The following is a 24,109-nucleotide window of genomic DNA, read 5'->3' as shown; positions in this document are numbered from 1 at the left end:
CCAAAGGGCGGCTTATATTTTTAGTTGACGGCAACTGCCGTGGTAGGAGGATATTCCTGTAGGATCTGCGACACAAATTCTTTGATGCGCGCTTCCTTTTTCTCAATATCCTTGGTATTGTTCAAGGTGCCCACACCGCGACCTTGCCATACCAGTTCCTTTTTGTTGGCGTCAATGACATCAATATAAAGAGAGCCTTCGGTTCGGGTGCTCACATTATTGTTGTTCCAGCCCCATCCCCAGCCTGGACCCCAGACCCATGGGTTGTAGAATGCGCCATAACCCCAACCAAAGTTGTTGTTGTAGACGTCCACACGTTCCCGTTCCTTGGTAAAAATGCTGATCAAGACATCAGGGTTGTCGGATTTGACAAAACCACGGGAACCCAATTCGGCCTCAATGGCCCGTAAAATACGTTTCTTGTCCAAGTCTGAAATCTGAGCCTTGTCAATCCCAGTTTTGTAAAAAGCATAGCTTCTGTACGTGTTGAAGTCCGCTTGCTTGTCGTAGTCGGAAACCACCCTAACGGAACTGCAGGAGGCCAACAGAACCACCGAAAGTGCAGTCAAAATGTATAGTTTAAAATTTTTCATAGTACTTTTTTTGAAGTGTTGAGATTATAATAAAAACCACAAAGATTATGCCGAAAACCGGTTTCAGCGCCTTGTGTTCGCTTTCGCACTATAGCCATACGGACAGTGACGGCAGCCACTTTCGCAACAATACCCCCTTTTTAGGTGGTATTGGGCTGTAAATACCTTATATCCCTCCTCCGAAAAGTAAAAATCACCCTCTTCCAAGGGAATACGCTCTTTCATACACTACGGCACCGATTCGTTATTTAAAAGTAAGGCTTATATGGCAAAACCGCTAGGATTTTAAGATTTCCGAAACAGGTTATTCACCGAAAATGTTAATGGTATTGTCGATAAGGTCCATTTTTCTTTTCCGTAAGCTGTTATATTTGTGAGGAACCCTTGAACGTTTTCAAGTGATATTGATCTTTAAACATTTCTTCTACAAAAACTATGTCGGGCTATCGCTCTGGCCTTTCATCATCCTGAAGGAAGGTGCCCTGCGAACCGATGATGTGCTCATCAACCACGAGCGCATCCATCTCCGACAGCAGCGGGAACTGTTACTTGTACCTTTTTACTTCCTCTATTTTTCAGAATGGATTTTGCGTACCGTCCTATATTTGGATAGCTACCGGGCCTACCAGAACATCAGTTTTGAGCGTGAGGCCTATGCCAATGAAAGGGATATGGAGTATCTTTCCAAGCGGAAACGGTTTGGTTTTATGCAGTACCTGACGCGATAAGCATTCACTTTGAACATTCCCAATCAGCATATTGATGTGCCCTTGCTTCGAGAAAAGGGCGTGACGCTCCATATCAAAAGGGAAGATACCATCCATCCGCAGATTTCCGGGAACAAATACCGAAAGCTGAAATACAATCTGCTCGAAGCCCAAAAATTGGGACACCATACCCTGCTCACCTTTGGTGGGGCCTTTTCCAACCATATTGCCGCAGTGGCCTGTGCCGGACATGAAGAAGGATTTAAGACCGTTGGCGTGATCAGGGGCGAGGAATTGCAGGATAAGTGGCAGGACAATCCCACTTTGAACTTGGCTCATGACCATGGCATGCGGTTCCATTTTGTGTCGCGAAGCGATTATCGACAAAAAAGCGAAGAGGGTTTTCTCCGTACTTTAAAAGAGGAATTTGGTGATTTCTACCTACTGCCCGAAGGCGGTACCAATACCCTTGCCGTAAAAGGCTGCGAGGAAATTGTAACGGAGGCCGATTCCAACTTCCACTATATCTGCAGTAGTGTGGGAACGGGAGGAACCTTGGCCGGACTCATCAATTCGGCAAAACCCCACCAGACCATTTTGGGCTTTCCCGCATTGAAGGGTGATTTTTTGAAACAGGATATTCATACATTTGTACGGAACGATCAATGGGAATTGATGACCGATTTTCATTTTGGGGGATATGCCAAAGTGAGTGAAGAATTGATTCATTTCATCAATACCTTTAAAGAAGAAACCGGGGTTCCGTTGGATCCCATCTACACAGGTAAACTGCTTTTTGGTATTTTTGAACTGGCAAAACAGGATTTTTTCCCAAAGGGAACCCATATTTTGGCCATCCATACGGGGGGTCTGCAAGGGATAGCGGGAATGAACACTGTGCTGAAAAAGAAAAATTTACCCTTATTGGATATATGATCAGGCGAATTGGATATGTACTTGTTGTGGCACTGCTGTTGACTTCTTGTGGTGCCAAAAAACGGACCTCGACCCACAAAAAGGGCGCTCCCATTGTCAGGAATAACGAAAACAAGGATGAAAGGCCTGTCGCTGCGGAAGAAAACGCGGAAGGTTCCGATCTGTATCCCATGCCTGCGGATCCAGGAAGGTTTGAGCACTTTCCCATCACAAATACCGAGGAATATATCAAGACCTTTGCCGAGATTGCCCAGTACGAAATGCGTGCCTTTGGCATTCCGGCCAGCATCACCTTGGCCCAAGGTATTTTGGAGAGTGGCTCTGGAAGAGGGGAGCTGACCAAAAAGACCAACAACCACTTTGGGATCAAATGCCATACCGGATGGCAGGGGGAATACGATTTTCATGACGATGACGCCAAAGGGGAGTGTTTTAGAAAATACAACCACCCCATGTTTTCGTTCCGGGACCATAGTATCTTCCTTTCGTCCCGTTCCCGATATGCCTTTTTGTTCAATTACCGTAAGGACGACTATAAAAAATGGGCCCACGGCCTCCGTCAGGCGGGTTATGCCACGGACCGTGCGTATCCCCAAAAGCTCATCGCTTTGATCGAGCGGTACGATCTGCACCAATACGATGAGGATGTGGTTCGAGGAGGGCTGGAAGTGGTCCGGGAACCCAAAAGCTTTGAAGTGCTCACCCATGTGGTGGAAAAGGGAGAGACCCTGTATGCCATTTCCAGAAAATATGCCATCTCCGTGGATGAGATAAGAAGGCTCAACAATCTCAATGACAATATCATTTCCATCGGTCAGGTATTGAACATCCGAAAAGAAAAATCAAAATAAAAATTTTCCTTGTTATATCGAGCTGTCATCCCGAGCGCAGTCGAGGGATGCTTATTGATTGTCGTTTTCGACTGCGCTCGAACTGACATTTTCAATTTCCATGAAAGTATGAGGTTACTTACCTTTGCGGGGAGCTGTTCGAATAGCATGTTTCTGTCATCCCGAGTGCAGTCGAGGGGTGCTTATTGATGTTGTTCTCGACTGCGCTCGAACTGACAATTATGGATTAAAAAGATTCCCGCATTCACGGGAATGACATGGATATTTAAATTTATGATCTACCAACGAAGCAGTGCCTTGTTTGCCGAGGCGAAAAAATACATCCCCGGAGGGGTCAATTCACCCGTACGGGCGTTTAAAGCGGTGGGCGGCGACCCTATTTTTGTAAAGGAAGCCAAAGGCGCCTACCTCTATGATGTGGACGGCAACCAGCTTATCGATTACATTGCCTCTTGGGGCCCGCTGATCTTGGGCCACGCCTTTGAACCCGTGATCAATGCCGTGGTGGAAAAGGCCAAAAAGGGCACTTCCTTTGGGATGCCCACCGAGATTGAGACCGAACTGGCCCAACTGGCCGTTTCCATGGTGCCCAATATTGACAAAATCCGTTTTGTGAACAGTGGTACCGAAGCCTGTATGAGTGCCGTTCGCCTCGCGCGCGGGTACACGGGCAAGGACAAGATCATCAAATTTGCGGGCTGTTACCACGGTCATTCCGATTCGTTTCTGATCCAGGCAGGGAGTGGTGCCGTTACGTTCGGGAGCCCCAACAGTCCCGGGGTCACCCAAGGTACGGCCAAGGACACCCTTTTGGCCACCTATAACGATTTGGCCAGTGTAGAGGCGTTGACGGAGGCCAATAAAGGCGGGATAGCCGCCATTATTTTGGAACCTGTTGCCGGGAACATGGGCTGTATCATCCCCACCGATGAATTTATTCATGGACTCCGAAAACTCTGCACCGAGGAAGGCATTTTATTGCTGTTCGATGAGGTGATGACCGGTTTCCGTTTGGGGAAAGGTGGTGCACAGGAAGCCTTGGGCGTGGATGCCGATATGGTGATGTTCGGAAAGGTGATCGGTGGCGGACTGCCCGTTGGAGCTTTTGCCGCACGTGCCGAGATAATGGCGCATTTGGCCCCCGAAGGGCCAGTGTACCAAGCAGGGACCCTCAGCGGGAACCCCTTGGCCATGAGTGCCGGACTGGCCATGCTCACCGAACTCAACAATCGCCCTGAGGTGTTTACCAGCTTGGCGGAAAAAACCGAGCACCTTCACAAAGGCATTGCCGAGGTGCTTACCGAAAAAGGGGTGGTACACCAGATCAACCGCTATGGAAGCATGATCTCCGTACACTTTACGGACCAACCTGTGGTGGATTTTGCCTCCTCGGCCAAAGGGAACAACGATACCTTTAAGAAATACTTCCACGGCATGTTGGAGAACGGGGTATACTTACCGCCCTCTGCCTTTGAAAGCTACTTTTTGAACGATGCCCTCAGCTACGATGATCTGGACAGGACCATTGAGGCGGTCCGAAAAGTGTTTTAGTCCATTTTAGGCCTACTCACAAACCGTGTTCAGTTCCTGGTAATCCGATTTTGATACGGTGGGAATCTCCTGCCCGGACCCAATTTTGATGCAGTTCAAGGTCGGATTCCTATCGGCACGTAGATCGATAAGTTCGTGGTTGTTGCTCACATCGAGACTGGTCAGCACATTGCTCGAAATATAGAGATGCGTCAGGTTGCTGTTGTGCGAAAGGTCAATGGTTTGGATCGCATTGTCCGAAAGTAAAATAGTCTCCACCAAAGTGTTCTGGCTCAGGTCCACCGTGGTGAGTGCATTGCTGATCAAGAAGATGTTCTTGAGGTTCACCGCCCCGCTGATATCTATGGATGTTAACAGGTTCTGGCCCATATGCAACAACTCCAAATTGGGATTGTCCAATTGTAGATCTTCCACGTTGTTAAAGGACAGGTACAACTTTTTCAGTTGGGTGGCCTCGGACAGGCCTTCAATGGAAGTCAGTTCGTTGGACTCCGCGTTCACCAACAAGAGGTTGGGGTTGTTGGCCAGATCAATATGGGTAAGGTAATTGGCCTGCAGGTACAGGGTGTCCAACTGGGTGTTGGCACTTAAATCGATTTCCTCCAATTTTTGCCCGCTGGCGGCCAGGAACTTTAGGTTTACAAAACCCTCAATACCGGTAAGGTCGGCAATATCGCCAAACTGGCCCGAAGGGCTGAGGTCCAAATAGGTTAGCTTTTCTGCATCGGTGCGCAGCATTTGTTGGTCCACGGTACCGTCCGTGTCTATGCCCTGTTCTACCAGAACGGTCTCAAAATGGGGATCCGGAATGTGCAGGTAGGCGTCTTCGTTGGGATTGGGTTGCTCATCGCTTTTGGAGCATGCGGCAAGTAAAAATAAAGAGAGTGCTACGATAGCGTAGGCTTTTTTCATGTTTAGGTTTTTTGATGATTGCCTACAAGACGGGATTATGCCCCATGCGTTACAGCATAGGTGGGCTTTAGCATTTTATTAACTTTTGTCATTTCGAAATGAGGAACGTAGTGACGATTGAGAAATCTATTGATGTTTTTTGTTTTTGATAGTTTTGAGATTTCTCACACTCCTTTCAGTCGGTTCGAAATGACCAATAAAGTGGAGTTTGTCATTTCGAAGAAGCGTAGCGACTGAGAAATCTAAAACCTGAAAAGCAATGCTCTCACCTTATTTTGTGTATATCACTACCAATGAGAATAGGACAGTACTCTACATCGGGGTCACCAATGCCATTCAAAGAAGACTTTCAGAGCATTATTCCGATGGTGTAAACTCCAAACAATCTTTTGCTGGAAAATATAACTGTTACCATCTAGTGTATTATGAACGATTCGACTCGATTCAAATGGCAATCGCCCGTGAAAAGGAGCTCAAAAAATGGCGTAGGGAAAAGAAAGATAGGTTGATTACTTCATTTAACCCTGATTGGAAATTTTTGGACCATGATGTGGTATAGATTTCTCACATTCCCTTCGGTCAGTTCGAAATGACCAAGAAAAGGACTAAGTCATTTCGAAGAAGAGCAGCGACTGAGAAATCTATTTTTTCTTTTGGTTGGTAACTGTGAGATTTCTCACGCTCCTTTAGCTCCCTCACAAGCTCGGGACTGGGGTTCGAAATGACTGGATTACTCTTTGGAAGGCACCAACAGTTCACATACATCCACGTCTAAAATCTCAGCGATTTTAAATAGATCTTTCAAATGAGGTTGGGATTTGTTGATACACCAGTTGGAGACGGTGTGCTCATTCTTGTCAAGTTGTAATGCCAAGTCTTTTTGGCTAACACCTTGTCTGACCAAGATTTCTTTGATTCTGTTGAACTTCTCATTCATCCAACCAAATGTACAAAATGCCATTCTGCTTTACACTTATGAAAATCTTTATTTCATAAATGTGATTTAAAATGTAAATATTATTTGCATTAATGTAATTTTGTTTTACATTTAAGCATCGAAAATTTAATCAATATGTTTGACAAGTCCCACATCATTCGCCTGATCCAACAAGATTTAAAACACAGCCAACTTACCGAAACCCTCCGCCATATGGGTTTGGACGATGGCGGATTGTATGCTTTGGACCTGATCACTATCGTAGCCCAACTTATGGAAGTACCACCCCACCAAATGGATGACTTTGCAGAGGTGTATGGTACCTTTTTGGACGAGGCGCCACAATACCCCACCACCTATTTGGGCGAAGCCTTGTTGCCCGTGGCAGAGGAATGTTATTTAAAGTTGTTGGGGTGTTTGGAGGGGTAGGCGGGAACGGCACCATTATTGGTAATTGTGAGATTTCTCACGCTCCTTTTCAGTCGGTTCGAAATGACAGGGTTACTCTTTGGAAGGTACCAACAGTTCCCGGACGTCCACGTCCAAGACCTTGGCCATCTCATATAAAATGGGAATGCTGGGCTGTGTTTTGTTGTTGCAGTAATTGGTGACCACCACATAGCTTTTGCCAATTTGCTCGGCCAGCCAAGTTTGGGTCCTGCCTTGTTGTTTTAATACGGCTTTGATTCTATTCATACGCAGATGCGATACCACAGCATATTACTTTGTAATATGAAATTGTACCATATCACAAGCTGAATTTTTATCATATAGCAAAATACAATACAAAAAAATGTTGTGAAATAATATATTATAATATATATTTATATTGAAAAATGATATAAAATGGACAACAGAGAACTTGTGGTGCAGCTCATACAGCAAGATTTAAAGCATAGCCAACTTAGCGAAACCCTTCGCCATATGGGTTTAGACGATGGCGGATTGTATGCTTTAGATCTGATCACTATTGTAGCCCGGCTCATGGAAGTACCACCCCACCAAATGGATGATTTTGCAGAGGTGTATGGCACCTTTTTGGACGAAGCCCCACAGTACCCCACTACCTATTTAGGAGAAGCCTTGTGGCCCGTGGCGGAAGAGTGTTATAAAAAGTTGTTGGGGTGTTTGGAGGGGTAAGCGGTAACGGAGACATTAGGTATAGCCATTGTTGGCAGTGGGTATTTTATTAAATTTCTAATAGGTTATATTCGATTTTCTCTTTTTGAGAAACTGTGTTTATTATTGTTGTTTTAGTCATAGTAACATCCCTAAGCTCTCCAATATGAAACCCTTTCAGAATTTCCGTAAATAGGCTTTCGTATCTTACTGAATAAATTTGACCTGTTTCAATATCTCTAATTTCAATTTTGTTTTTCAAACTCAGAGTGATTAATTCAGCTTGGAAGTTTAAAATTTCTGGTTCTGATACTTCTATGCTTTTAAAAGTGTTCGAGAACATTAAAATTTTGTCTTTATCTCCAATCCATTCTCGCGCTTCATAATCTGGACTTTCCCAAGTCAGTTCAATTTCTAAGTCATCTTTAACTAATTCGTCAAGAAATTTTGAAAAGTATTTCGAGTTTTTAACACCAACTTTCTCAATGTTCTCCATCAACTCCATTTCATTATTCGAAGAAAACAATTCAAATGTGTTCTCTAGAGAATTTTGAATTAAACTTTTACCAAAAATATCAGGACTTGTTTTAGCAGAAATATAGAATATTGTTGAACCACTTGCCATACCCTCAAGTCTTATGTCAAGACTATTTTTTAAAATACTCTCAATCTTTTTTCCTCCTTTTTTTCCGTATTGTAGGAATTGAGAAGTTTTGTAAAGGGCATTTGAAAAGGAATTGGTAATTCCTCCAACAGATTCTAGCGGGAATGTACCAAATCTAGCAATGTTTCCTTTAAGTCTAAGAGCTATTATTTCTTTATTTCTTTTGAGGTTTGCATCGTGTAGTGATTTTTGAAGATTACTTATTTCAGATTTATAATTTTCAATCTGTAACTTCAAAGCAAAGTCGTCCGGATTGCTTTTTAGCAAAGGCAAAAGTTCTTCAATCACAGATTGAAGATATTCTATACTTTTATTTAGCCTGCTAATTGACTCCATATTCAAATCTAGCTATTCCTTTTGGCACTTCATTTCTTGTAAATCCAAACCAACCTCTCCAATAACTTCGGTTATTTACATCGTCGTTTGGACATAGCAAGATATCTAGATCATATCTTATTTTAGTCGTAGCTCGATAAAAAAGACTATTTATTATTCTCTTCTCATCTGCACTTAGCGCATTCATTTGATTTTTATCGTAGACTATAAGTAAATCAATATCATCAGGTTCATCTTTTAATGTTAAAAAAGAACCGTCTAACCAAATTTCAAATTTTGCATTTACCTTAGATAATTCAGTCAAAAAGATTCTCAATTGATTAACCAAATGACTTCTTCTTGTATTGTTTGCAAAATTATCAACGAAGAGATTGTCTAAATTATCCAATTCGATGTCGTGAAATCCTGCGGGTAAAAGTGGGTCGTATTCTGGTTTTGTCATTCGTTTGTTTTACTTACTGCCAACGGTCTCGTATATGAGTAGCTGCGTAGTTTAGCATTTAACTTAGCAAGTACGCATCAAACCGAAAATCCGCTAGGATTTTCAGAAGTAGTAGAGAGCAGTGCCATTACTTTTAGCCATTGTTGTATGACGTTTTTTATGATTTTAAGAAGTCATCAATAAAGTCATTTATTCCAGACGTTGACTCTCTTACAGCGTTATATAAATCATATAGAGAATATTCGTAAGGAAATTCATAAATTGTATTACCATAATTATCTGTTAGCTCCAATCTAATTCTTTCGGACCAATCCCATTCATATTCATCTCGGTAGTGCTTGATATTATACTTATATATTCTAAAGTTCTTATCATTAATATTAGAACTGTAGGCTAAATCAACTAATCTTTCATTTCCATCTGGTATTGTTGGCGAAAAATCAGCTTCGTCCCATTCAACCTCATTTTTTTTAGTTTTCTTAATTAGCTCAAGAATAAATCTCGATATTTTATTTCCGTCTATCATACGTTAATAGATTTAGCGTTGTCTTTTCTTAATTCGGTTAATGATGTTATTAATCCAGATAATTTTACATAATAATCACTAACTATTTCTTCATTGAACTCATTCGATTTCAAAAGCTTATGATAATGTTTTTTAAAAAGAGATAGTTTAGCAATATCATCAGGTAATTTCTCAATTTTTTTTGCCTCCTTTATGAGAGCTTTTGTATTTGAATTATCCTTTTTAAATAATTTTTTCTTGATGCTTTTTGCTATTTCCTCTGATTTTTTTATTTCATTCTTAAGTTCTATTTTTTTGTTGTCAAAATCAGAGATATATTTTGAAATTTTCGATAGTATTTTTTCAAGTTCCTCAATATGCTCTTTACTTCTTACTTGAAATAAATGTTTCTTTTTAAAGTCTAATATTTTACCATCAATGACAAAAACTTTGACTGCTGTAATGATTGTTATAATAAAACCAATAAATTCAAGCCAGTTTGCTATGTTATCTACAAAATTTTTCAAAATGTTAAATATTTTTTCCAAATAGTTCTATTGGTTTTAAATGTTTTACAACTTGTTTATATCAGCATAAAATGCATTCCTATACACCCCAAATGGGTAGGTAACCAATCATGGTCAGTCATCTTTATTTTAAATAAAGTATGTTCCGTTAAGACATGAGGGAGGGGGAGTTGCCGTACAAAATACCACTTTTTCCAAACTGGCGATTGCACCAAAACCTTAAAAAAACTAGGGTTTTTCCATAAGTCCAAAACAAAAGCCGAGACAGATTACCTGTCCCGGCCTTCACACAAACTAACTCAAAAACTAAACCGTTACATTCGAAAACGATAACAAAAGGGGGCAACGGTCCAGCCCAGAGCATCCAAATAAAAATCGTTCGGCTACAAGAGTTCAAACTCAAAGGCCGGGTAGCCCCGTACGCCGCTTTCGTTGGTCAGCGCCGTGAACCTGATTTTGTACAGATTGCCGTCGGTATCCTTGAGCACAAAGAACACATCGTTCTTCAAAGAAGGCAAGGTGCCGGGCCCCCCACCATTTCTCCATTGGCTGCCAATACCGCGTTGGTCGTCCTCAAAAGAGGCTTCGTCCACATCGGCCAAGGCAAAATCGGCATAGGCTTTTGTGGTCGTCTCCACTGGGTAGGCCAATGCACCGCTTAAGCTATTGGTGGTGATAAAATCGGCATAACCGTAGGAGCCATAACCTTCAATCTCGTTGGTGAACACGGTAAAATTAAGGTCCCAACGGTCCGCTTGGGGCTGTACGTCCACCACCTCTTCGGTATCAAAACTAAAGAAGGTAAAGTGGTGTCCCGCAGCTTTTGAGAGGGTCACTTCTTCATGAGTAGTGGCGTCCAAATCGGCATATTGCAGTACGTAATCCTCCCCACTGCGCAGGATGCGTATTTTCTTCCATCCCCTGGCATCGCCTTTGGCGGCTTCGCTACCGATCTCTGGCTCCGTGGTGCCCACGGCAAAGCCGAGGTTTACCAAGTATACGGGGTTATCGGCATCGGTTTCGGAAATAGCGGCAATGGCGGTTCCGTCCAAGCTGCCGGTAACATCATCCACATAGGCGGTGTTGGCGGCATCAAAAGTACCCACGGCCACTTGGGGCTGAAGGGTCTCCACATCGGCTTCGGTAACGGCATCGATATCGGTGCTCTCCAAAGCGGCCACGGCCATAAAAATGGAACCGTTGATGGCTACCCTAAAATCACTTCCGCTATAAAACCCAAGGTCCCAGCTATCACGTTTGGCAGTGGTCTGGGTCAGGGAGCTCAGGTCCACATACACCTGGTTGTCCTCATTGGGACCGCCCACTTCGGGGGATACACTCCCGGATGGGGCCGCTGTTTCGGTAAAGCTTACGGCCAATTGGGTGTTCCCCTGGATCTTGGCATCGGCCACAGTCACGGCGGATATAGTAAAGTTCACGGCCTTGGTGGTGCCTTCAATGGCATCTTGCAACTTGTTGAAGGTAAATGCGGTCCCGGTGGCGCCGCCCGTGAAATCAACGGTCAGTTGGCCCGAAGCCGCAGCGGGTTCGGTGGTGAAATCGGTATCGTATTCCGCATTCTCGGTGGTGAACGAAACGGTAACGGACCCATCCTCGGGGGCCGTGGTGGAAAATACAAGGTTGATCTGCTTTTCGCTGTCCACCGTATCAAAGCTCAGGGACGGGTTTTGAAAGGCGACCACAAATTCCGCAGGGGTCGAGTCTCCACCGTCATCGCTGCTACAACTTGCGCCGAAGAGCGTTACGGCCAATGCGGCTACATATAGAAAATGATTTTTCATAAAAATTGGTTTTGGATTAAGATTAAATTTTGAGGTTGTATAAAAGTTTTACAAAATAGGACCGGCCATAGCCCAATAGCAGCCCCGTATTGGCGGTGGCATGCGTGCCCCCTCCAGACACCGATGAGGTGTTGATGCGGGTAATGTCCAGTAGATTTCGGGCGCCAAGGGTCAGTTGGAGCTTGTCTTCCATAAAGGTTTTTTTGATGGAGGCGTCCATCCACCCATAGCCCTTCCGCTTGGAGCGCATAAAGGTGGGGTCGTCCTGTTCAGGGTCCAATACAAACTGGTACTCGGGCCCGTTGTACTTGAAAAACAGGGAGAAAGTGGTATTGATCTTGGGGATTTGATAACCCACGTTGGAACTCACCTGCAGGGCATAGAGGTAATCGTCGTTGAAGGAGTCCTCGCTGTTCAATACCTTGCTTTCGCCGGAGAGGGACAGGCCCAGGTCAAATTGAAAATCGCCATGGACCAGTTTGTTGGTAAAGGAAGTACCCCAGTTGCGGTATTCATCTATATTGTTGTACTGGAAGGCCAGGGGAGTCTCATTGACGATGGTGAGCTCTATACGATCGTCCACGGTAAGGTGCCAGGCCGATATTTTGGAGCTCAGGCGCCATTTCAGGTCTTTTTGGAAAAAGTTCCTTTTGAGGTGCAGGAAGGTGGATACCCCACGTTCTGGTTCCAAGTTGCTATTGCCCTGTACATCGTGGTTGACATCCACAAAGTAGGTGAAGAGTTCATCAAAGTTGGGATTTCGTGGCGATGTTCCCACCACGGCCCGAAGCTGGTACCCGTTGTCAAAGGCATATTTGGCACTCAACGAATGGGCCATTTGGGTCTTGAACTGGGACGAGAACATGGCCCGTGTGCCCGGTCGGAACGAAAAGCGCTCCCCCAAGGCAAACTCAGCCGTGGCAAAGGCGTCATAGGACTCCAACCTGCGTGCAATGTTGTTGCCACTGAAAGCAATGGCCGCCGAAGAGGAATACCCGTTGATGTTGCTCATTTCGTACCCCAGTTGAAGGCTTGATTTCTCGGAAGTGAAGAAATTGCTGAACGTGCCGCGGGAGTAGAACCCTTTTCGGGATTCGTATTCTTGCGATTCCACATCAAACTTTTCGCGGCTGTTGATGCGATAGGTAAATTGTTCCACATCCCGTTTTTGTTGTTGGTAGGAGGCGGAGATATCGTAGTTGACTTTTTGGAAGAGCTGCCCGGCAACATTAAGGTGGTTAAAGAACCGTCGGGACGTAAAAATATCGTCGGATGCGGTAGGGTTGCTGGTCTGGGTGGAAGGGTTGAAGTTTTCCCGCACCACGGAATCGTAGCGATCCACCTGTTCGTTGAAGTATTCCATCCGATAGAAGGAACGGAAATTGTCCCCGGTATAACTCACCAGTCCCTTGCCCGAATATTGGAGCTTGGGGAGCCATTCGTACCCCCTTCGGCCATCATTTAGGGCATGGAACTCACCCTCGCGATTGTTTTGGTGCCCGGTAAAATCATTGTGGGTCACATTGCCGTTCACATACCATTGGTCCGAGAACCGATGCCCCACTTTTAAGGATTGGATGTGCCTGCCCTGATCAAAAAAGCCATATTCATTGCCAATGGTCTCTTCCTGTACATACGGAGTGATCTCCCACTGGTAATCGGAATCTTTTCGGGTGATGATGTTGATGATGCCCGAAACGGCGTTGGAGCCATATTGGACCCCCATGGACCCTTCCACGATTTCAACCTGTTCAATATCATCCAGATTGATTTGGGTAAGGTCCGTGTTGTTGCCCAGTCCCTCGTCATTGATCAGCGGGATGTTGTCCACCAAAATTTTAAAGTACTGTCCGTCCAACCCAAACAGTTCCACACTGCTCTTTCCAGAGGAGGGGTTGGGCTGTATGCTGATGTTGAGGGATTGGTTGAGTACATCGGCCAAGGTGTTGCCTGCCAAGCGATCTAAAGTTTCCCGTGGGATCACTTTGACTTCAAAAACAGATTTGTCCACACTTTGTTTGTTGATCTGTCCGGTGACCACAACCTCATTCAGGTTTTGCATGGCCATTGAGTCTTTTTCCACGGAAGCGGGTTCTTGGGCCAAGATTCCCACGCTGAAGAAAAATGAAAAATAAATGAACAACTTATTTTTATTTAGACTCATTCTATTTAGATTTGCAGCAAATATATATTTTATTTTTATTCAATCTAAATAAGTTTAATATTTTTGTTTCACAATTTTTAACCGTCTAACTGAAAACTATTATGAAAAAATCATTGCTGCTTTCCATGGCCCTCATGGGTGTCTTTACCGTTTTGAAGGCCCAAGAGAAGAAAGAATTGGACCGAGAGGCCATCATGGATATGTGCGGATGCTACGAGATCACTTTTAAGTACACCGAGACCTTCGCCCCTGAAATCGATTATGAGAAAAAATTGGATTACACGGCCAAAGCGTTGGAATTGGCCCTTCCTATTATTGATGAGGAGAACAAAATTTCGATCCAGCATTTGTTGGTGATCCATGACAGTACCATCATCAAACACTGGAGACAGGATTGGTTGTACGAAAACCAAGAGGTCTTCCACTACGACAAGGACAACAATTGGATTTTTTCAAAATTGCCTGTGGATGCCGTGAAAGGGCAGTGGACGCAGAAAGTGTATCAAGTGGATGACAGCCCGCGATATTCCGGTTCGGCCACATGGGTGCATTATGATGGAAAACATTATTGGGAAAACACTTCGGATTCGCCCCTACCACGAAGGGAATACAGCAAAAGGAGCGATTACAATGTCATGAAGCGTGGCAATCGACAGGAAATTACTTCGTACGGATGGGTACACGAGCAAGATAACGACAAGATCGTTCGTGAAGAAGGCGCTGAGGATGTGTTATTGGCCCAAGAAAAGGGAATGAACATCTATACTAAAATTGCCGATGAAAAGTGCAAGATAGCACAAGAGTGGTGGGCCCAGCACAAGGATTTTTGGGCCAACGCCAGGGCATCTTGGGATAAGGTGTACAATAGACAGGGAGACCTAACCTTGTTGAAAAGCGTGGATAAAAAGCCGCTGTTCATGCATTTTTATGAATTGGAAAAGGCCAATGCCAAAAAGAAGGAAATATCCAAGACCATAGAAAAGTTCATCACCGAAAAAACAAGTGAAAATGCTGAGGGTAAATAAGTTTAAGGTTCTCAGCGGGGTCGCCTTTTTGGCGGCCCTTTTACTTTTTGGGTTTGGGACCCAACAGATTTCATCGAAGCTTCAAGAGAAGATCGACAATGCGGTGCAAACGACTTACGAGGTCTCGGATTTTGGTCTGGAGCATATTTCTGTCAGCAGCGAACTGAATGGACAGACCCCTTCGGAATTGGGTGGGAAAAACCTGTTCAAAATTACCGTGGATGATTCCATTTTGGGTTATGTGTATGTGGGCCAGGCCCCCAGCATGAAGAACATTTTTGATTATGTGGTCTTGTTCAATCCCGATAGGAGCATAAAAAAATCCAAGATCCTCATCTACCGTGAAGACTATGGACGACAGGTGGGCAGCCAACGGTGGTTAAAACAGTTCATAGGCAAGAAGGCAGGTCAGAGCCTGACCTATGGGGAGGACATCGATGGTATTTCCGGAGCTACCATTTCCGCAAAATCCATGACCTTGGCCGTGGGCCAAGTTTTGGAAAGCATGCAGATATTGGATGAGAACCAAGTTTTTTAGTTGAAAAAACCACATATCAATCAGTAAGAGGCCACCTTAAGGTGGCTTTTTTGTTGAAGGGAATCCACATTCTGGTTACATTTGAAAAAAGCCAGTTGTATGACCAGGGATATTTTGGATATCAACGACTTTACCATCTTGGTGGAAGAGGCACGGGTGGGCCAAGCTACGAAGGATGTCTGCACCTTTGATGAGCCCGTCATTGCGGTGGCCTTTTATGGTTCCGGTAATGTGGATCTGTCCGTGAGGTATGGGGCCAAACAAAAGGATTTTCAGAATACCAAAGGCTTGGCATTGTCCTTCTACGCAGATGAACATGTGCAATTTGAGCATACCGTCCATGCAGACAAGCCGCTGGAGTGTATTGTAATCGCCACTTCGCCCAGAAACCTTGAAAAGCTGCCCAATCAGGAAGGGGAACTGTTCTCGAGTATGTTGAACGAACTGGTTGATCCCAGTGACCATTATGTGGAGGGCCCCGATTTTTTGATGACCCCTGCCATGCAGTCCATTGTGGATGGGGTTTTTCACAACACCTACGAAGGGAAGACCAAAATGATGTTCTTTCGAAGCCAGATGACGGCACTGCTGTCCCACTTTTTTGGACAATTGGCCCAAATGGACCGGCCTTCCATCAAAAAAACCGAACAGGAAAAACTTTTTCAGGCCAAGGAAATCCTTTCTGCCCATTTGGAGAATCCTCCATCCCTCACCGAACTTTCGCGGGAAATAGGGCTCAATAGTTTTAAGTTGAAGAAAAATTTCAAGGAACTCTTTGGCGTACCCGTGTTCAAATACCTTCAAAACCAGCGCATGGAAAAGGCACATGAGCTCCTTCGCAACCAAGAAGCCACGGTACAGGAAGCCGCATGGCAGGTGGGTTATGATAGCCTGAGTTCCTTTTCCAATGCATTTTCCAAAAAATATGGATTTCGGCCCAGCGAGATTCGTAAATAGTAGGCTGTACTGCTAAAACACGCCTCTTTTTCATCATAATCCTTTTCAAACAAATCATACTGCTTTTGGAACAAATGGGCCATAAGTGACTGCTCTAGTTTTGTGCCGTAATCAAAAAGTTTAGCAAGATGAAATTTTTTAGAGCAGTATTGATCGGACTTATCATTTGGGTTTTAGGGGTAAGCATTTTTTTACTTTCCTATTTCTTTCCCATCATGAAGGATTTGGATTTCCAGGCCAATCTGGTTCTTTCATTGGTTGTTCTGCCCTTGGTTTGGGCTGGAGCCTGGATGTACTACCAAAAGAGAGACACTATCCATGGCCTTAAGTTGGGCATGGTGTTATTTGCGACCAGCGCCTTGATGGATGCCTTGGTTACCGTGCCTTATTTAATGGTTCCGTTCGGAGGTTCATATTACAGTTTTTTTACGGCACCCGGCTTCTGGCTGATAGGGACTGAATTTATTATCACCACAGTTCTGTTTTGGTATTTCAGGGTGAAGCCCGAATCAGGAAGGACCATCAATATATAAACATTGAAATCAAATCATAAACCATATAATCATGACAAGTAACATTTTAGTTTTAGGAGGAAAAGGAAAAACAGGACGTAAGGTTGTTGAACAGCTTATAAATCAGAAGCAGAATGTCCGTGTGGGGTCGCGCAGTGAGGCCATCCCTTTCGATTGGGAAAACAGGGCCACTTGGCCAAATGCATTGGACGGTATGGACAAGGTGTACATTACCTTTCAGCCTGACCTTGCTGTACCCGGCGCTTTAAAAGCCATTGAAGAATTGGTGAAAGTGGCCCAACAGAAAAACGTAAAAAAGTTGGTGCTTTTATCAGGAAAAGGAGAACGTGAGGCAGAACTTTGTGAGCAGGTGGTAATCCATTCCGGGATAGACTATACCATAGTCCGGGCGAGTTGGTTCAATCAGAATTTTAGCGAGAGTTTCTTTTTAGATCCCATTTTGGCCGGACATGTAGCCTTGCCCATGGCACAGGCAAAAATACCCTTTGTGGATACGGATGACATTGCCGATGTGGTGGTTGAGGTATTGATGAACGACGGGCATGATGGCAAGACCTATGAATTGACCGGGGCCCGTTTCTTGACCTTTGAGGAAGTGGTGGCCGATATTGCAAAAGCAACCGGAAGAGATATTGCTTTCACCCCGATTTCGCTTCCAGCCTATACCAAAATGATGGAAGAGGTTGGTGTGCCCTCGGACTATGTCTGGTTGATCAATTATTTGTTTTCTGAAGTATTGGGGAACAAGGAAAATGAGGTAATTGCCCATGATATTGAGAAGGTGTTGGGAAGAGCACCCAAGGATTTTTCGGAATATGTACAGGAAACCGCCGCTACCGGAATTTGGAACCCAACCGTCTAGGTTTGTGGATGGAAAGATAAAAGAACAGGCCCTTTGGGCCTGTTTTCTGATCAGAGCAATTCTTTTAAATGACTATAAGCCAATCCAGATAGTATGGCCAACCCAAAACTCAATAGTGTACCAATGAGGACATATTCGGTAAGTTTTCTATTTTTTCCTTTGTTGAGGTCGCCAAACCGGAACACAGACTTGGCCGCGATTAACAAGCCTATGGCAGCCCACTGTTGCAATAGGATGAATCCGAACACAAAAAGGCGCTCCAGCATGCCAATGTATTTTCCGGCATTTTTTAGGGAACCCCCTTCTTCCGATTCATCATCGCGGGCGATTTCATCAATGTAGGGCGCCAAGAGCATCCGCATAAGAATACCGCACACAAAAGTGACAAACACCAGGAAAGTGGCGAGTAGGAGATGTTGCTCTGTAATCATGGAGTGGACATCCACCTCAAAAGGGCTTATCCAATGTGCCACGACTCCAAGAACCACTAGATGTAGAATTTGGTCCGCAGCAAAGAGCCATCGGAAGTTTTTTTCGTTGGTCAGGGCCAATTTTCCGATATCGATGAGGTAATGGGTAACGATAATGATGGCTACGGCTCCCAAATGCTGAAACTGTAGGAGAACCAGTAACGTGATCAAATGCACCCCAATATGCCAATAGAGGTATTTGGATTTCCATTTGTGCTGGAGCTTGTCATCCACCCAATGGGCAGGTTGCAGAACAAAATCCCCGATAAAATGGGCGAGTATGAGTTTTAGGGCCAGTATCATAGTTGTGCGAGTTGGGTTCTATAAAAATGGATCATTTTTTGCACTTCGTCAAATCCGGCCTTGTTGAGTTCCTCGCTAATGTTCCCTTGTGACTTGTTCAATATGGAGGCCAGTTCCTTTTGGTTCATTTTGGGATTTTCAATCGCCTTTTGCACTGTTTTGGATATGGCCGGGGTCCAATTGTCCATCGTCAGAAGGGCCAATTCCAGCAATAGGTTGATGTGGTCATCAAACTGGGCATTCGCTGTTTTGATGGCCAGATTTTGTTTTTTGAGATTTTCAAAACACTTTCCCGAATATACAAAAGCAGGTCCGTTGGATTCCGTAATTTTTTGTGCCTCGTAGGTTTTTTCTCCCAATCCAATGGCTATGCGGACATCCATATGGCGAATCTGTTTTATGCAGGCCTTGAGGTATACTGCGGCTTCCAAGGCCTGCTCTGGAATGGTCTGTAGTTGAAAACTGTCCCCACGATAGATTTCCCATTGCAAAGGTTCATGGCCATATTGGTCCAAGGCCTGCTTTAAAAGGGGCAACCACTTCGCGGTTTTATGGTCTGTGGAGTTTTTGATATCTCCCGTAAGAATACCTACCATTTTGGTCTTTGTTTATGTAAAAATATCTGTTTATTGGCAGATAAACAAAAATATCTGTAAAATAGCAGATAATCGTAAATATCTGTTTATGGGCAGATAACGGGAGATATCTGTACAACGACCCCGATCATGGATTGGGAACCTTCTTGTTGTACTTGGGAATCAGTTTACCATCCACCCAACTTAGTTCACGGGTTTCAACGGCAGTCTGTATCCAATTGGAGGAAGCATCCAAGTTTTTCCCTTGCTCTTTCTTATAGAAGATTTTATCAGGGATGCCACCGTGATCATCCGGAAAGATGAGGTTTTCGGAATGATAGTAGTTCCCGGCTTCTGAAACTTGGGAAAGTTGTACTACTTCGGTGAGCATATGGTTGTGGGGAAACAAATAAATGCCCCCATTTTCCCTATCCTCGGTATTGGACAGATAATCAACAAAAAGGATTCCATCCAAATTGGGTACCCCTTTATCGCCCAAGACCGAAATCTTAAAATCGGTGTGGACCAATCGGGTCTTTTTCTCCCAATAGGTGCCGTCCTGTACATGCCTGATGTTCAAAAACACGGTATTTCCCTGTTTGGAAAGTGCAAAATAGTAATGGGTACCCTTCAAGGTTTTCCTTTGGATGGATAGCAGTCCACCAAGGATGTACCCGGTCATTTCATTGTACTTTACTTTGTAAAACGGAGATTCAAAACCGTTGTAAGGCCAAGAATTCGGGGTTATTTCAATGATTTTGACCCATTCCCCGATTTTCAGTTTTTGTAAAACGTCCGAGGAGGTATCCGGGGCTGTTCTCAGCTGTACCTCATTGCCAAAGACATAAACTTGTTGTCCGGGCTGAAATTCGCCAAAACCGGCATGCTCTGGGTTGTGCTGGGAAAAAATGGAAGAAAATGTAAAGATGTAAACGAGTAGTGTGATATAAAAACGTGCCTTCATGATTATAAATTTTAAAGATTAGACTAAGGCAGTTTTTAGGGAGGTCTTTATATATACGGCCAGAAATAGGGGAATGGTTCACAGCTTATGCAAAAAGGGCGAACAGGTTTATAAAAACAGAGAAGCCGCGTCCATGGCAGGCGCGGCTTCTAAAAAATCAACAAAAAACACTATCCTCTTCTTCCTCTCTCCTGCATTTTCTTTTTGCCATGCATGGCTTTATGCTTTCTCATTTTCTTCCAGGTTTGGTATTGTTCATCGTTCAATACCTCTTTCATTTTTTCCTGATGGGCGATTTGGTGGTCCAATCTGGCATTTTCCATTTCAAATCGTTCCTCGGAAGTGGGTTTTGTCCATTCGCCACTTTCTTTCTTGGCTTTCATTTCATCCCACTTGGCTTTTCTGGACTGCGCCTCATCCAGATGTATTTTCATGACCTTTTTTTGTTGGGCATCGGTCAAATCAAGGGCCAACGTCATTTTTTTGGTCTGGAGCGTGGCCATCTGTTCTGGGGTCATATCCATTTTAGGGCCTTTGTGCATTCTATGACCATCTTGCTTTTGCGCCATGGCACCAAGGCTTACCAATAGTGCCATCAATACTGCGAATCGTTTCATATGTTTAAATTTTAATGATTTGTTCCTAGGACAAGGGTTTTGTCCCATGGTTTAATCACTAAAACAATATTGTGAAGCTTTTAACAGTAGTGGGTCAAAGGGAAATCACTTTTGATCTTCCTCAAAATCAAGTTGTGGGTTTTCAGGCTCCATTTCATCTTGGAACTCTGCCTCTACGAAGGTTTCGGAATTCATTTGCTCTTGGAACTCGTCCTGTTGCTCAATTTGGTAATACACCAAAGAGGCAACCACAAAGCACGAAAAGTAGATAAGGCTTTTTGTTTTGTAGGTCATGATTTTGAGATTTGGGACTACTAAAGTAGGTAATCCAAATATCAAACCCTACGATATGTTGTGAAACACCTCGATGTAGATGTGAACGGGATAAAAAGCATGGTATAACCGATAAAATGCACGGTTTACCCCTCAAGACCCCATTTCCAAAGTAAATTCTTACAAAGGCTTTGTGGCTATTTTGGCTCCAAAATCTGGTCAATACGTTCTAAGGCATCTTGCAAGTGGTACCGGCTCATCGTATCTGAAATTCTACCCAGACCACTTCGGATATCGCTTTTCAAATTGTTGAGTTCGGCCCTGGCCACAGAGCGAATATCGGACTGGCTGGTATTGACCACTGTCGATTTTTGATACCCCCCAAAATCAGGAAGCTTACCCAAATTATCCGCGGTCATCAAGTATTCCAAACGATCGATATGGGCTTTTTGGAGGTTCCTTCTATACGTATCAATGGCCTTTCCACTTCGGGTTTCGGACCAAATGCCCCTACGAAGGTCACGCATCATTTCCAACAGACCGTAGGCATTCTTGCCATTAATGGTCTCATTTTCGATGATTCGGGCCAACTTGCCCAAATGCAGAACGGTGTTCAAATACCGTTCCTGCATGGCGCGGATACGGTCCACCGAACCTGAATATTGGATTTTATTGATAATGTTCTGATCCAACAACCATTCAGGGGTTTCAAAGAGTTGTTCTTGTAAAAAGCCCATGCAGTTTTTTTGGTGTTCGCGGTCTACATGGGTATACACGGCACCGTCTTGATCGGCAGTTTTGTGGTATTCGTATACCCCACCGATATTGTTGGACACATGTCCCATATAACGTTGGAACTGCGCAATAATCTGTCCGTACATGGTTTTCAGGTCTTCATAATCCTTGCCATCCTCCGTGGTCCATTCCATAAGATTGGGCATAATGCGCTTAAGATTGGCAATACCATATAAACTGGCTTTTATGGCATCGTCCCCTAAATCCTCCGTTTGAGAGCTTGGGTCATGGATATCCCCAACTTGTTGATGTCCAAATCGGTACATGGGATCGTTCTCATGTACTCTGATCCAACTGTTCAGGATGGGTTTTTCCTCTTCAGCGGATGTATCCAAAATAGGCTTGTATCCCCATCGAATGGCATACTTGTCATATATGCCGATATTGGGCATAAGGGCCACACCTTCATCTCCGGGTTGGGCCACGTAGTTGAAACGGGCATAGTCCATAATGGCAGGTGCGGTACCATATTTTTGGGTAAAGCTTGCCGAACGTAGCGAATCCACGGGATAGGCCACACTGCTTCCCATGTTGTGTGGAAGTCCTAGGGTGTGTCCCACTTCGTGGGAAGATACAAACCGTATCAACCTACCCATAATATCTTCTTTGAACTGTACGCTTCGGGCATTGGGATTGATAGCAGCAGTCTGTACAAAGAACCAATTGCGCAACAAGCTCATGACGTTGTGGTACCAGTTGATGTCGGATTCCAAAATCTCTCCACTTCTTGGGTCGCTTACGTGCGGACCATTGGCATTGGGGATGGGGGAAGCCAAATACCGGACCACCGAATAGCGAACATCCTCGGGGGACCACTCAGGGTCTTCCTCCTTGGTGGGAGGGTCTTTGGCAATGATGGCATTTTTAAACCCAGCTTCCTCAAAGGCTACCTGCCAATCCTCAATACCCTTTTTAATATAAGGTACCCACTCTTTTGGGGTGGCACGGTCCACATAATACACAATGGGCTTTTTGGGTTCTACCAATTCACCCGCTTTATATTTTTCAATATCCTCATCTTTCACCTCCAATCGCCAACGATCCAAATAGCGAACAGTTTTGCTTTCTTGGGCATCCAGACCATAATCCACTTGGCCACGGGCAAACCATCCCACACGCTCATCAAAATATCTACGTTTCATGGGTTCCTTGGGCAATAGGATCATGGAATTGTTGATCTCTATGGAAATGGAACCTGTACTTTGGTTACTGGGAGGTTCCCCGGCCGCATATGTTTTTACGTGGCGTGCTTCTATGTTCAAGGGGTAACTTTTAATGGATTCGATAAAACTACGATCACCATCCACACGACTTACCTTATACTGCTTGCGAAATGCGTCGGGCATGCCCAAGGCATTTACATCTTTGGTGAAAAGCGGGTCTACCTCAATTACCGTTGCCGGGTTCAAGGAGTCTTTTTTATTGAATGCCTTTATATCGAATGCAAAGAGTACGGGTTCAAAATTGGAGTTGACCACCGCCTCATGTACGGGCAGTGAATCCGCGGCAACATTTCCGTAGGAAACCACACGGAGCAATACTTTTTTGGGCTTTTTCTCCCAACGGAGCACTTGGGTGTTGATTTTCCCACCTCCAAAACCTATTCCAGTGGCAGTTTTGGAAATACGGCTCACCATCAGCATCTCCCTGTTGAAAAGCGAATCTGGGATTTCATAAAAGTACTTGTCCTCTACTTCGTGTACACTAAAAAGTCCCGCATCGGTCTTGGCCTCTTTGGTAATGACTTTGTCATACGGTTGAATGTCACCGGGTTTCGGCTTGTCTTCTTTTTTTTGTTCGGTGTCCTTTTTTTTCTTTTTGAAAAGTTGCGCTTCAGCAGATTGAAAAGCACCCAATAAAACAAATGCAATGAATAGTTGAGGGAGTAGTTTTTTGATCATTTTCTCGTCGGTTTGAAAAATGCGATGGGGTCAAAGAACTAAAAAATGGACAAAATGAACTGTTAAATAAATATTAATGATTGTTTTTTTTGTGAAATGATGTAATTCATGGGAGTCCTGCGTTTTACTGATACTTCGCGTTAAAATCCTACCTATGACTGGGCTGAACGGCCATTCGGTTTTTGTGAAAAATTTCAAAAGACTGTAACAATCTAGAATATGAACAGTCTTATAAGCATATCATCAATCA

General features: G+C 44.2%; 29 protein-coding genes. 12 read left to right on the top strand and 17 right to left on the bottom strand.

The features are described from left to right. Window positions 1–20: 20 nt before the first annotated feature. Both F8C76_RS09595 and F8C76_RS18725 read right to left on the bottom strand, forming a co-directional pair. Window positions 21–593 (bottom strand): DUF4136 domain-containing protein, encoded by a 573-nt coding sequence (locus tag F8C76_RS09595; RefSeq protein ID WP_152131547.1) that lies wholly within the window; start codon window positions 591–593, stop codon window positions 21–23. 63 nt (window positions 594–656) lie between these two features. Continuing rightward, window positions 657–818, bottom strand: a complete 162-nt coding sequence (locus F8C76_RS18725; protein WP_170284015.1) for a C1orf53 family protein — start codon at window positions 816–818, stop codon at window positions 657–659. 173 nt (window positions 819–991) lie between these two features. Between F8C76_RS18725 and F8C76_RS09590 the strand changes: the two genes are divergently transcribed. From F8C76_RS09590 to hemL, 4 genes are all read left to right on the top strand, one after another. Beyond that, window positions 992–1,321 (top strand): hypothetical protein, encoded by a 330-nt coding sequence (locus F8C76_RS09590; protein WP_116216163.1) that lies wholly within the window; start codon window positions 992–994, stop codon window positions 1,319–1,321. 9 nt (window positions 1,322–1,330) lie between these two features. Further along, window positions 1,331–2,236, top strand: coding sequence for a 1-aminocyclopropane-1-carboxylate deaminase/D-cysteine desulfhydrase (locus tag F8C76_RS09585; protein WP_152131546.1), 906 nt, complete (start codon window positions 1,331–1,333; stop codon window positions 2,234–2,236). Next, window positions 2,233–3,087, top strand: coding sequence for a glucosaminidase domain-containing protein (locus tag F8C76_RS09580; RefSeq protein WP_152131545.1), 855 nt, complete (start codon window positions 2,233–2,235; stop codon window positions 3,085–3,087). The genes F8C76_RS09585 and F8C76_RS09580 overlap by 4 nt, the downstream gene beginning before the upstream one ends. A gap of 273 nt (window positions 3,088–3,360) precedes the next feature. Further along, complete coding sequence (hemL, locus tag F8C76_RS09575) at window positions 3,361–4,638, top strand: glutamate-1-semialdehyde 2,1-aminomutase (RefSeq protein WP_152131544.1); 1,278 nt, start codon at window positions 3,361–3,363, stop codon at window positions 4,636–4,638. Window positions 4,639–4,650: 12 nt separating this feature from the next. Here hemL and F8C76_RS09570 read toward each other — a convergent pair whose 3' ends face one another. Then, window positions 4,651–5,550 carry a leucine-rich repeat domain-containing protein gene (locus F8C76_RS09570; RefSeq protein WP_152131543.1) on the bottom strand — a complete coding sequence of 300 codons (900 nt, stop codon included), beginning with the start codon at window positions 5,548–5,550 and terminating at the stop codon, window positions 4,651–4,653. 259 nt (window positions 5,551–5,809) lie between these two features. Here F8C76_RS09570 and F8C76_RS09565 point away from each other — a divergent pair, with 259 nt between their 5' ends. Next, the gene (locus tag F8C76_RS09565; RefSeq protein ID WP_152131542.1) at window positions 5,810–6,109 is read left to right on the top strand and encodes a GIY-YIG nuclease family protein; all 300 of its coding nucleotides are present in this window, start codon (window positions 5,810–5,812) and stop codon (window positions 6,107–6,109) included. 171 nt (window positions 6,110–6,280) lie between these two features. On the opposite strand, the gene F8C76_RS09560 is transcribed toward F8C76_RS09565, so the two are convergent. After that, the gene (locus F8C76_RS09560; protein ID WP_249042390.1) at window positions 6,281–6,511 is read right to left on the bottom strand and encodes a helix-turn-helix transcriptional regulator; all 231 of its coding nucleotides are present in this window, start codon (window positions 6,509–6,511) and stop codon (window positions 6,281–6,283) included. 111 nt (window positions 6,512–6,622) lie between these two features. Here F8C76_RS09560 and F8C76_RS09555 point away from each other — a divergent pair, with 111 nt between their 5' ends. Further along, window positions 6,623–6,916, top strand: coding sequence for a hypothetical protein (locus tag F8C76_RS09555; RefSeq protein WP_152131541.1), 294 nt, complete (start codon window positions 6,623–6,625; stop codon window positions 6,914–6,916). A 72-nt stretch (window positions 6,917–6,988) separates the two neighbouring features. On the opposite strand, the gene F8C76_RS09550 is transcribed toward F8C76_RS09555, so the two are convergent. Further along, window positions 6,989–7,183, bottom strand: coding sequence for a helix-turn-helix transcriptional regulator (locus F8C76_RS09550; RefSeq protein ID WP_129653400.1), 195 nt, complete (start codon window positions 7,181–7,183; stop codon window positions 6,989–6,991). A gap of 150 nt (window positions 7,184–7,333) precedes the next feature. Here F8C76_RS09550 and F8C76_RS09545 point away from each other — a divergent pair, with 150 nt between their 5' ends. Then, window positions 7,334–7,627 carry a hypothetical protein gene (locus tag F8C76_RS09545; RefSeq protein ID WP_152131540.1) on the top strand — a complete coding sequence of 98 codons (294 nt, stop codon included), beginning with the start codon at window positions 7,334–7,336 and terminating at the stop codon, window positions 7,625–7,627. Between the two features lie 49 nt (window positions 7,628–7,676). On the opposite strand, the gene F8C76_RS09540 is transcribed toward F8C76_RS09545, so the two are convergent. The 6 genes from F8C76_RS09540 to F8C76_RS09515 all read right to left on the bottom strand — a co-directional run bounded on the left by F8C76_RS09540 (window position 7,677) and on the right by F8C76_RS09515 (window position 14,046). After that, window positions 7,677–8,606: a hypothetical protein gene (locus F8C76_RS09540; protein WP_152131539.1), complete on the bottom strand. Its 930-nt coding sequence runs from the start codon at window positions 8,604–8,606 to the stop codon at window positions 7,677–7,679. Beyond that, on the bottom strand, window positions 8,593–9,048 hold the full coding sequence (locus F8C76_RS09535) for a DUF6932 family protein (RefSeq protein ID WP_152131538.1): 456 nt from the start codon (window positions 9,046–9,048) through the stop codon (window positions 8,593–8,595). The genes F8C76_RS09540 and F8C76_RS09535 overlap by 14 nt, the downstream gene beginning before the upstream one ends. Before the next feature lie 157 nt (window positions 9,049–9,205). After that, a complete protein-coding gene (locus tag F8C76_RS09530) occupies window positions 9,206–9,574 on the bottom strand; it encodes a hypothetical protein (RefSeq protein ID WP_152131537.1) in 369 nt (122 codons plus the stop codon). Beyond that, the gene (locus F8C76_RS09525) at window positions 9,571–10,101 is read right to left on the bottom strand and encodes a hypothetical protein (protein WP_152131536.1); all 531 of its coding nucleotides are present in this window, start codon (window positions 10,099–10,101) and stop codon (window positions 9,571–9,573) included. The genes F8C76_RS09530 and F8C76_RS09525 overlap by 4 nt, the downstream gene beginning before the upstream one ends. 362 nt (window positions 10,102–10,463) lie before the next feature. Next, window positions 10,464–11,882 (bottom strand): HmuY family protein, encoded by a 1,419-nt coding sequence (locus tag F8C76_RS09520; protein ID WP_152131535.1) that lies wholly within the window; start codon window positions 11,880–11,882, stop codon window positions 10,464–10,466. Window positions 11,883–11,904: 22 nt separating this feature from the next. Further along, complete coding sequence (locus tag F8C76_RS09515; protein WP_152131534.1) at window positions 11,905–14,046, bottom strand: TonB-dependent receptor plug domain-containing protein; 2,142 nt, start codon at window positions 14,044–14,046, stop codon at window positions 11,905–11,907. 101 nt (window positions 14,047–14,147) lie between these two features. Between F8C76_RS09515 and F8C76_RS09510 the strand changes: the two genes are divergently transcribed. From F8C76_RS09510 to F8C76_RS09490, 5 genes are all read left to right on the top strand, one after another. Continuing rightward, window positions 14,148–15,071, top strand: coding sequence for a DUF6607 family protein (locus F8C76_RS09510; protein WP_152131533.1), 924 nt, complete (start codon window positions 14,148–14,150; stop codon window positions 15,069–15,071). Then, entirely contained in the window at window positions 15,055–15,609 is a 555-nt protein-coding gene (locus F8C76_RS09505) for an FMN-binding protein (protein ID WP_152131532.1), read from the top strand. The genes F8C76_RS09510 and F8C76_RS09505 overlap by 17 nt, the downstream gene beginning before the upstream one ends. 99 nt (window positions 15,610–15,708) lie before the next feature. After that, complete coding sequence (locus F8C76_RS09500) at window positions 15,709–16,566, top strand: helix-turn-helix domain-containing protein (RefSeq protein WP_152131531.1); 858 nt, start codon at window positions 15,709–15,711, stop codon at window positions 16,564–16,566. A 128-nt stretch (window positions 16,567–16,694) separates the two neighbouring features. Further along, window positions 16,695–17,099: a DUF5367 family protein gene (locus tag F8C76_RS09495; protein WP_152131530.1), complete on the top strand. Its 405-nt coding sequence runs from the start codon at window positions 16,695–16,697 to the stop codon at window positions 17,097–17,099. A gap of 31 nt (window positions 17,100–17,130) precedes the next feature. Further along, window positions 17,131–17,961: an NmrA family NAD(P)-binding protein gene (locus F8C76_RS09490; RefSeq protein ID WP_152131529.1), complete on the top strand. Its 831-nt coding sequence runs from the start codon at window positions 17,131–17,133 to the stop codon at window positions 17,959–17,961. Between the two features lie 50 nt (window positions 17,962–18,011). On the opposite strand, the gene F8C76_RS09485 is transcribed toward F8C76_RS09490, so the two are convergent. The 6 genes from F8C76_RS09485 to F8C76_RS09460 all read right to left on the bottom strand — a co-directional run bounded on the left by F8C76_RS09485 (window position 18,012) and on the right by F8C76_RS09460 (window position 23,859). Further along, window positions 18,012–18,734, bottom strand: coding sequence for a DUF3307 domain-containing protein (locus F8C76_RS09485; protein WP_152131528.1), 723 nt, complete (start codon window positions 18,732–18,734; stop codon window positions 18,012–18,014). Then, on the bottom strand, window positions 18,731–19,330 hold the full coding sequence (locus F8C76_RS09480; RefSeq protein WP_129653388.1) for a transcriptional regulator: 600 nt from the start codon (window positions 19,328–19,330) through the stop codon (window positions 18,731–18,733). The genes F8C76_RS09485 and F8C76_RS09480 overlap by 4 nt, the downstream gene beginning before the upstream one ends. A 127-nt stretch (window positions 19,331–19,457) precedes the next feature. Then, window positions 19,458–20,273: an SH3 domain-containing protein gene (locus F8C76_RS09475; protein WP_152131527.1), complete on the bottom strand. Its 816-nt coding sequence runs from the start codon at window positions 20,271–20,273 to the stop codon at window positions 19,458–19,460. A 170-nt stretch (window positions 20,274–20,443) separates the two neighbouring features. Continuing rightward, entirely contained in the window at window positions 20,444–20,890 is a 447-nt protein-coding gene (locus F8C76_RS09470) for a DUF4890 domain-containing protein (protein ID WP_152131526.1), read from the bottom strand. Between the two features lie 105 nt (window positions 20,891–20,995). Continuing rightward, a complete protein-coding gene (locus tag F8C76_RS09465; RefSeq protein ID WP_152131525.1) occupies window positions 20,996–21,184 on the bottom strand; it encodes a hypothetical protein in 189 nt (62 codons plus the stop codon). A gap of 176 nt (window positions 21,185–21,360) precedes the next feature. Further along, on the bottom strand, window positions 21,361–23,859 hold the full coding sequence (locus F8C76_RS09460; protein WP_152131524.1) for a zinc-dependent metalloprotease: 2,499 nt from the start codon (window positions 23,857–23,859) through the stop codon (window positions 21,361–21,363). Window positions 23,860–24,109: the final 250 nt, after the last annotated feature.

The sequence above is a fragment of the Flagellimonas olearia genome (assembly GCF_009184425.1).
Classification (GTDB): Bacteria; Bacteroidota; Bacteroidia; order Flavobacteriales; family Flavobacteriaceae; genus Flagellimonas; species Flagellimonas olearia.
This window is presented reverse-complemented; position numbering and strand designations above follow the sequence as displayed.

What these genes read in the sequence shown, in the direction of transcription:
- F8C76_RS09535 (WP_152131538.1), bottom strand. Translation starts at nt 9,048, where the DNA reads ATGACAAAACCAGAATACGACCCACTTTTACCCGCAGGATTTCACGAC.
- F8C76_RS09520 (WP_152131535.1), bottom strand. Translation starts at nt 11,882, where the DNA reads ATGAAAAATCATTTTCTATATGTAGCCGCATTGGCCGTAACGCTCTTC.
- F8C76_RS09510 (WP_152131533.1), top strand. Translation starts at nt 14,148, where the DNA reads ATGAAAAAATCATTGCTGCTTTCCATGGCCCTCATGGGTGTCTTTACC.
- F8C76_RS09560 (WP_249042390.1), bottom strand. Translation starts at nt 6,511, where the DNA reads ATGGCATTTTGTACATTTGGTTGGATGAATGAGAAGTTCAACAGAATC.
- F8C76_RS09490 (WP_152131529.1), top strand. Translation starts at nt 17,131, where the DNA reads ATGACAAGTAACATTTTAGTTTTAGGAGGAAAAGGAAAAACAGGACGT.
- F8C76_RS09460 (WP_152131524.1), bottom strand. Translation starts at nt 23,859, where the DNA reads ATGATCAAAAAACTACTCCCTCAACTATTCATTGCATTTGTTTTATTG.
- F8C76_RS09540 (WP_152131539.1), bottom strand. Translation starts at nt 8,606, where the DNA reads ATGGAGTCAATTAGCAGGCTAAATAAAAGTATAGAATATCTTCAATCT.
- F8C76_RS09580 (WP_152131545.1), top strand. Translation starts at nt 2,233, where the DNA reads ATGATCAGGCGAATTGGATATGTACTTGTTGTGGCACTGCTGTTGACT.
- F8C76_RS09505 (WP_152131532.1), top strand. Translation starts at nt 15,055, where the DNA reads ATGCTGAGGGTAAATAAGTTTAAGGTTCTCAGCGGGGTCGCCTTTTTG.
- F8C76_RS09500 (WP_152131531.1), top strand. Translation starts at nt 15,709, where the DNA reads ATGACCAGGGATATTTTGGATATCAACGACTTTACCATCTTGGTGGAA.
- F8C76_RS09595 (WP_152131547.1), bottom strand. Translation starts at nt 593, where the DNA reads ATGAAAAATTTTAAACTATACATTTTGACTGCACTTTCGGTGGTTCTG.
- F8C76_RS09530 (WP_152131537.1), bottom strand. Translation starts at nt 9,574, where the DNA reads ATGATAGACGGAAATAAAATATCGAGATTTATTCTTGAGCTAATTAAG.
- F8C76_RS09565 (WP_152131542.1), top strand. Translation starts at nt 5,810, where the DNA reads ATGCTCTCACCTTATTTTGTGTATATCACTACCAATGAGAATAGGACA.
- F8C76_RS09550 (WP_129653400.1), bottom strand. Translation starts at nt 7,183, where the DNA reads ATGAATAGAATCAAAGCCGTATTAAAACAACAAGGCAGGACCCAAACT.
- F8C76_RS09475 (WP_152131527.1), bottom strand. Translation starts at nt 20,273, where the DNA reads ATGAAGGCACGTTTTTATATCACACTACTCGTTTACATCTTTACATTT.
- hemL (WP_152131544.1), top strand. Translation starts at nt 3,361, where the DNA reads ATGATCTACCAACGAAGCAGTGCCTTGTTTGCCGAGGCGAAAAAATAC.
- F8C76_RS09545 (WP_152131540.1), top strand. Translation starts at nt 7,334, where the DNA reads ATGGACAACAGAGAACTTGTGGTGCAGCTCATACAGCAAGATTTAAAG.
- F8C76_RS09480 (WP_129653388.1), bottom strand. Translation starts at nt 19,330, where the DNA reads ATGGTAGGTATTCTTACGGGAGATATCAAAAACTCCACAGACCATAAA.
- F8C76_RS09470 (WP_152131526.1), bottom strand. Translation starts at nt 20,890, where the DNA reads ATGAAACGATTCGCAGTATTGATGGCACTATTGGTAAGCCTTGGTGCC.
- F8C76_RS09570 (WP_152131543.1), bottom strand. Translation starts at nt 5,550, where the DNA reads ATGAAAAAAGCCTACGCTATCGTAGCACTCTCTTTATTTTTACTTGCC.
- F8C76_RS09485 (WP_152131528.1), bottom strand. Translation starts at nt 18,734, where the DNA reads ATGATACTGGCCCTAAAACTCATACTCGCCCATTTTATCGGGGATTTT.
- F8C76_RS09465 (WP_152131525.1), bottom strand. Translation starts at nt 21,184, where the DNA reads ATGACCTACAAAACAAAAAGCCTTATCTACTTTTCGTGCTTTGTGGTT.
- F8C76_RS09495 (WP_152131530.1), top strand. Translation starts at nt 16,695, where the DNA reads ATGAAATTTTTTAGAGCAGTATTGATCGGACTTATCATTTGGGTTTTA.
- F8C76_RS09555 (WP_152131541.1), top strand. Translation starts at nt 6,623, where the DNA reads ATGTTTGACAAGTCCCACATCATTCGCCTGATCCAACAAGATTTAAAA.
- F8C76_RS09515 (WP_152131534.1), bottom strand. Translation starts at nt 14,046, where the DNA reads ATGAGTCTAAATAAAAATAAGTTGTTCATTTATTTTTCATTTTTCTTC.
- F8C76_RS18725 (WP_170284015.1), bottom strand. Translation starts at nt 818, where the DNA reads ATGAAAGAGCGTATTCCCTTGGAAGAGGGTGATTTTTACTTTTCGGAG.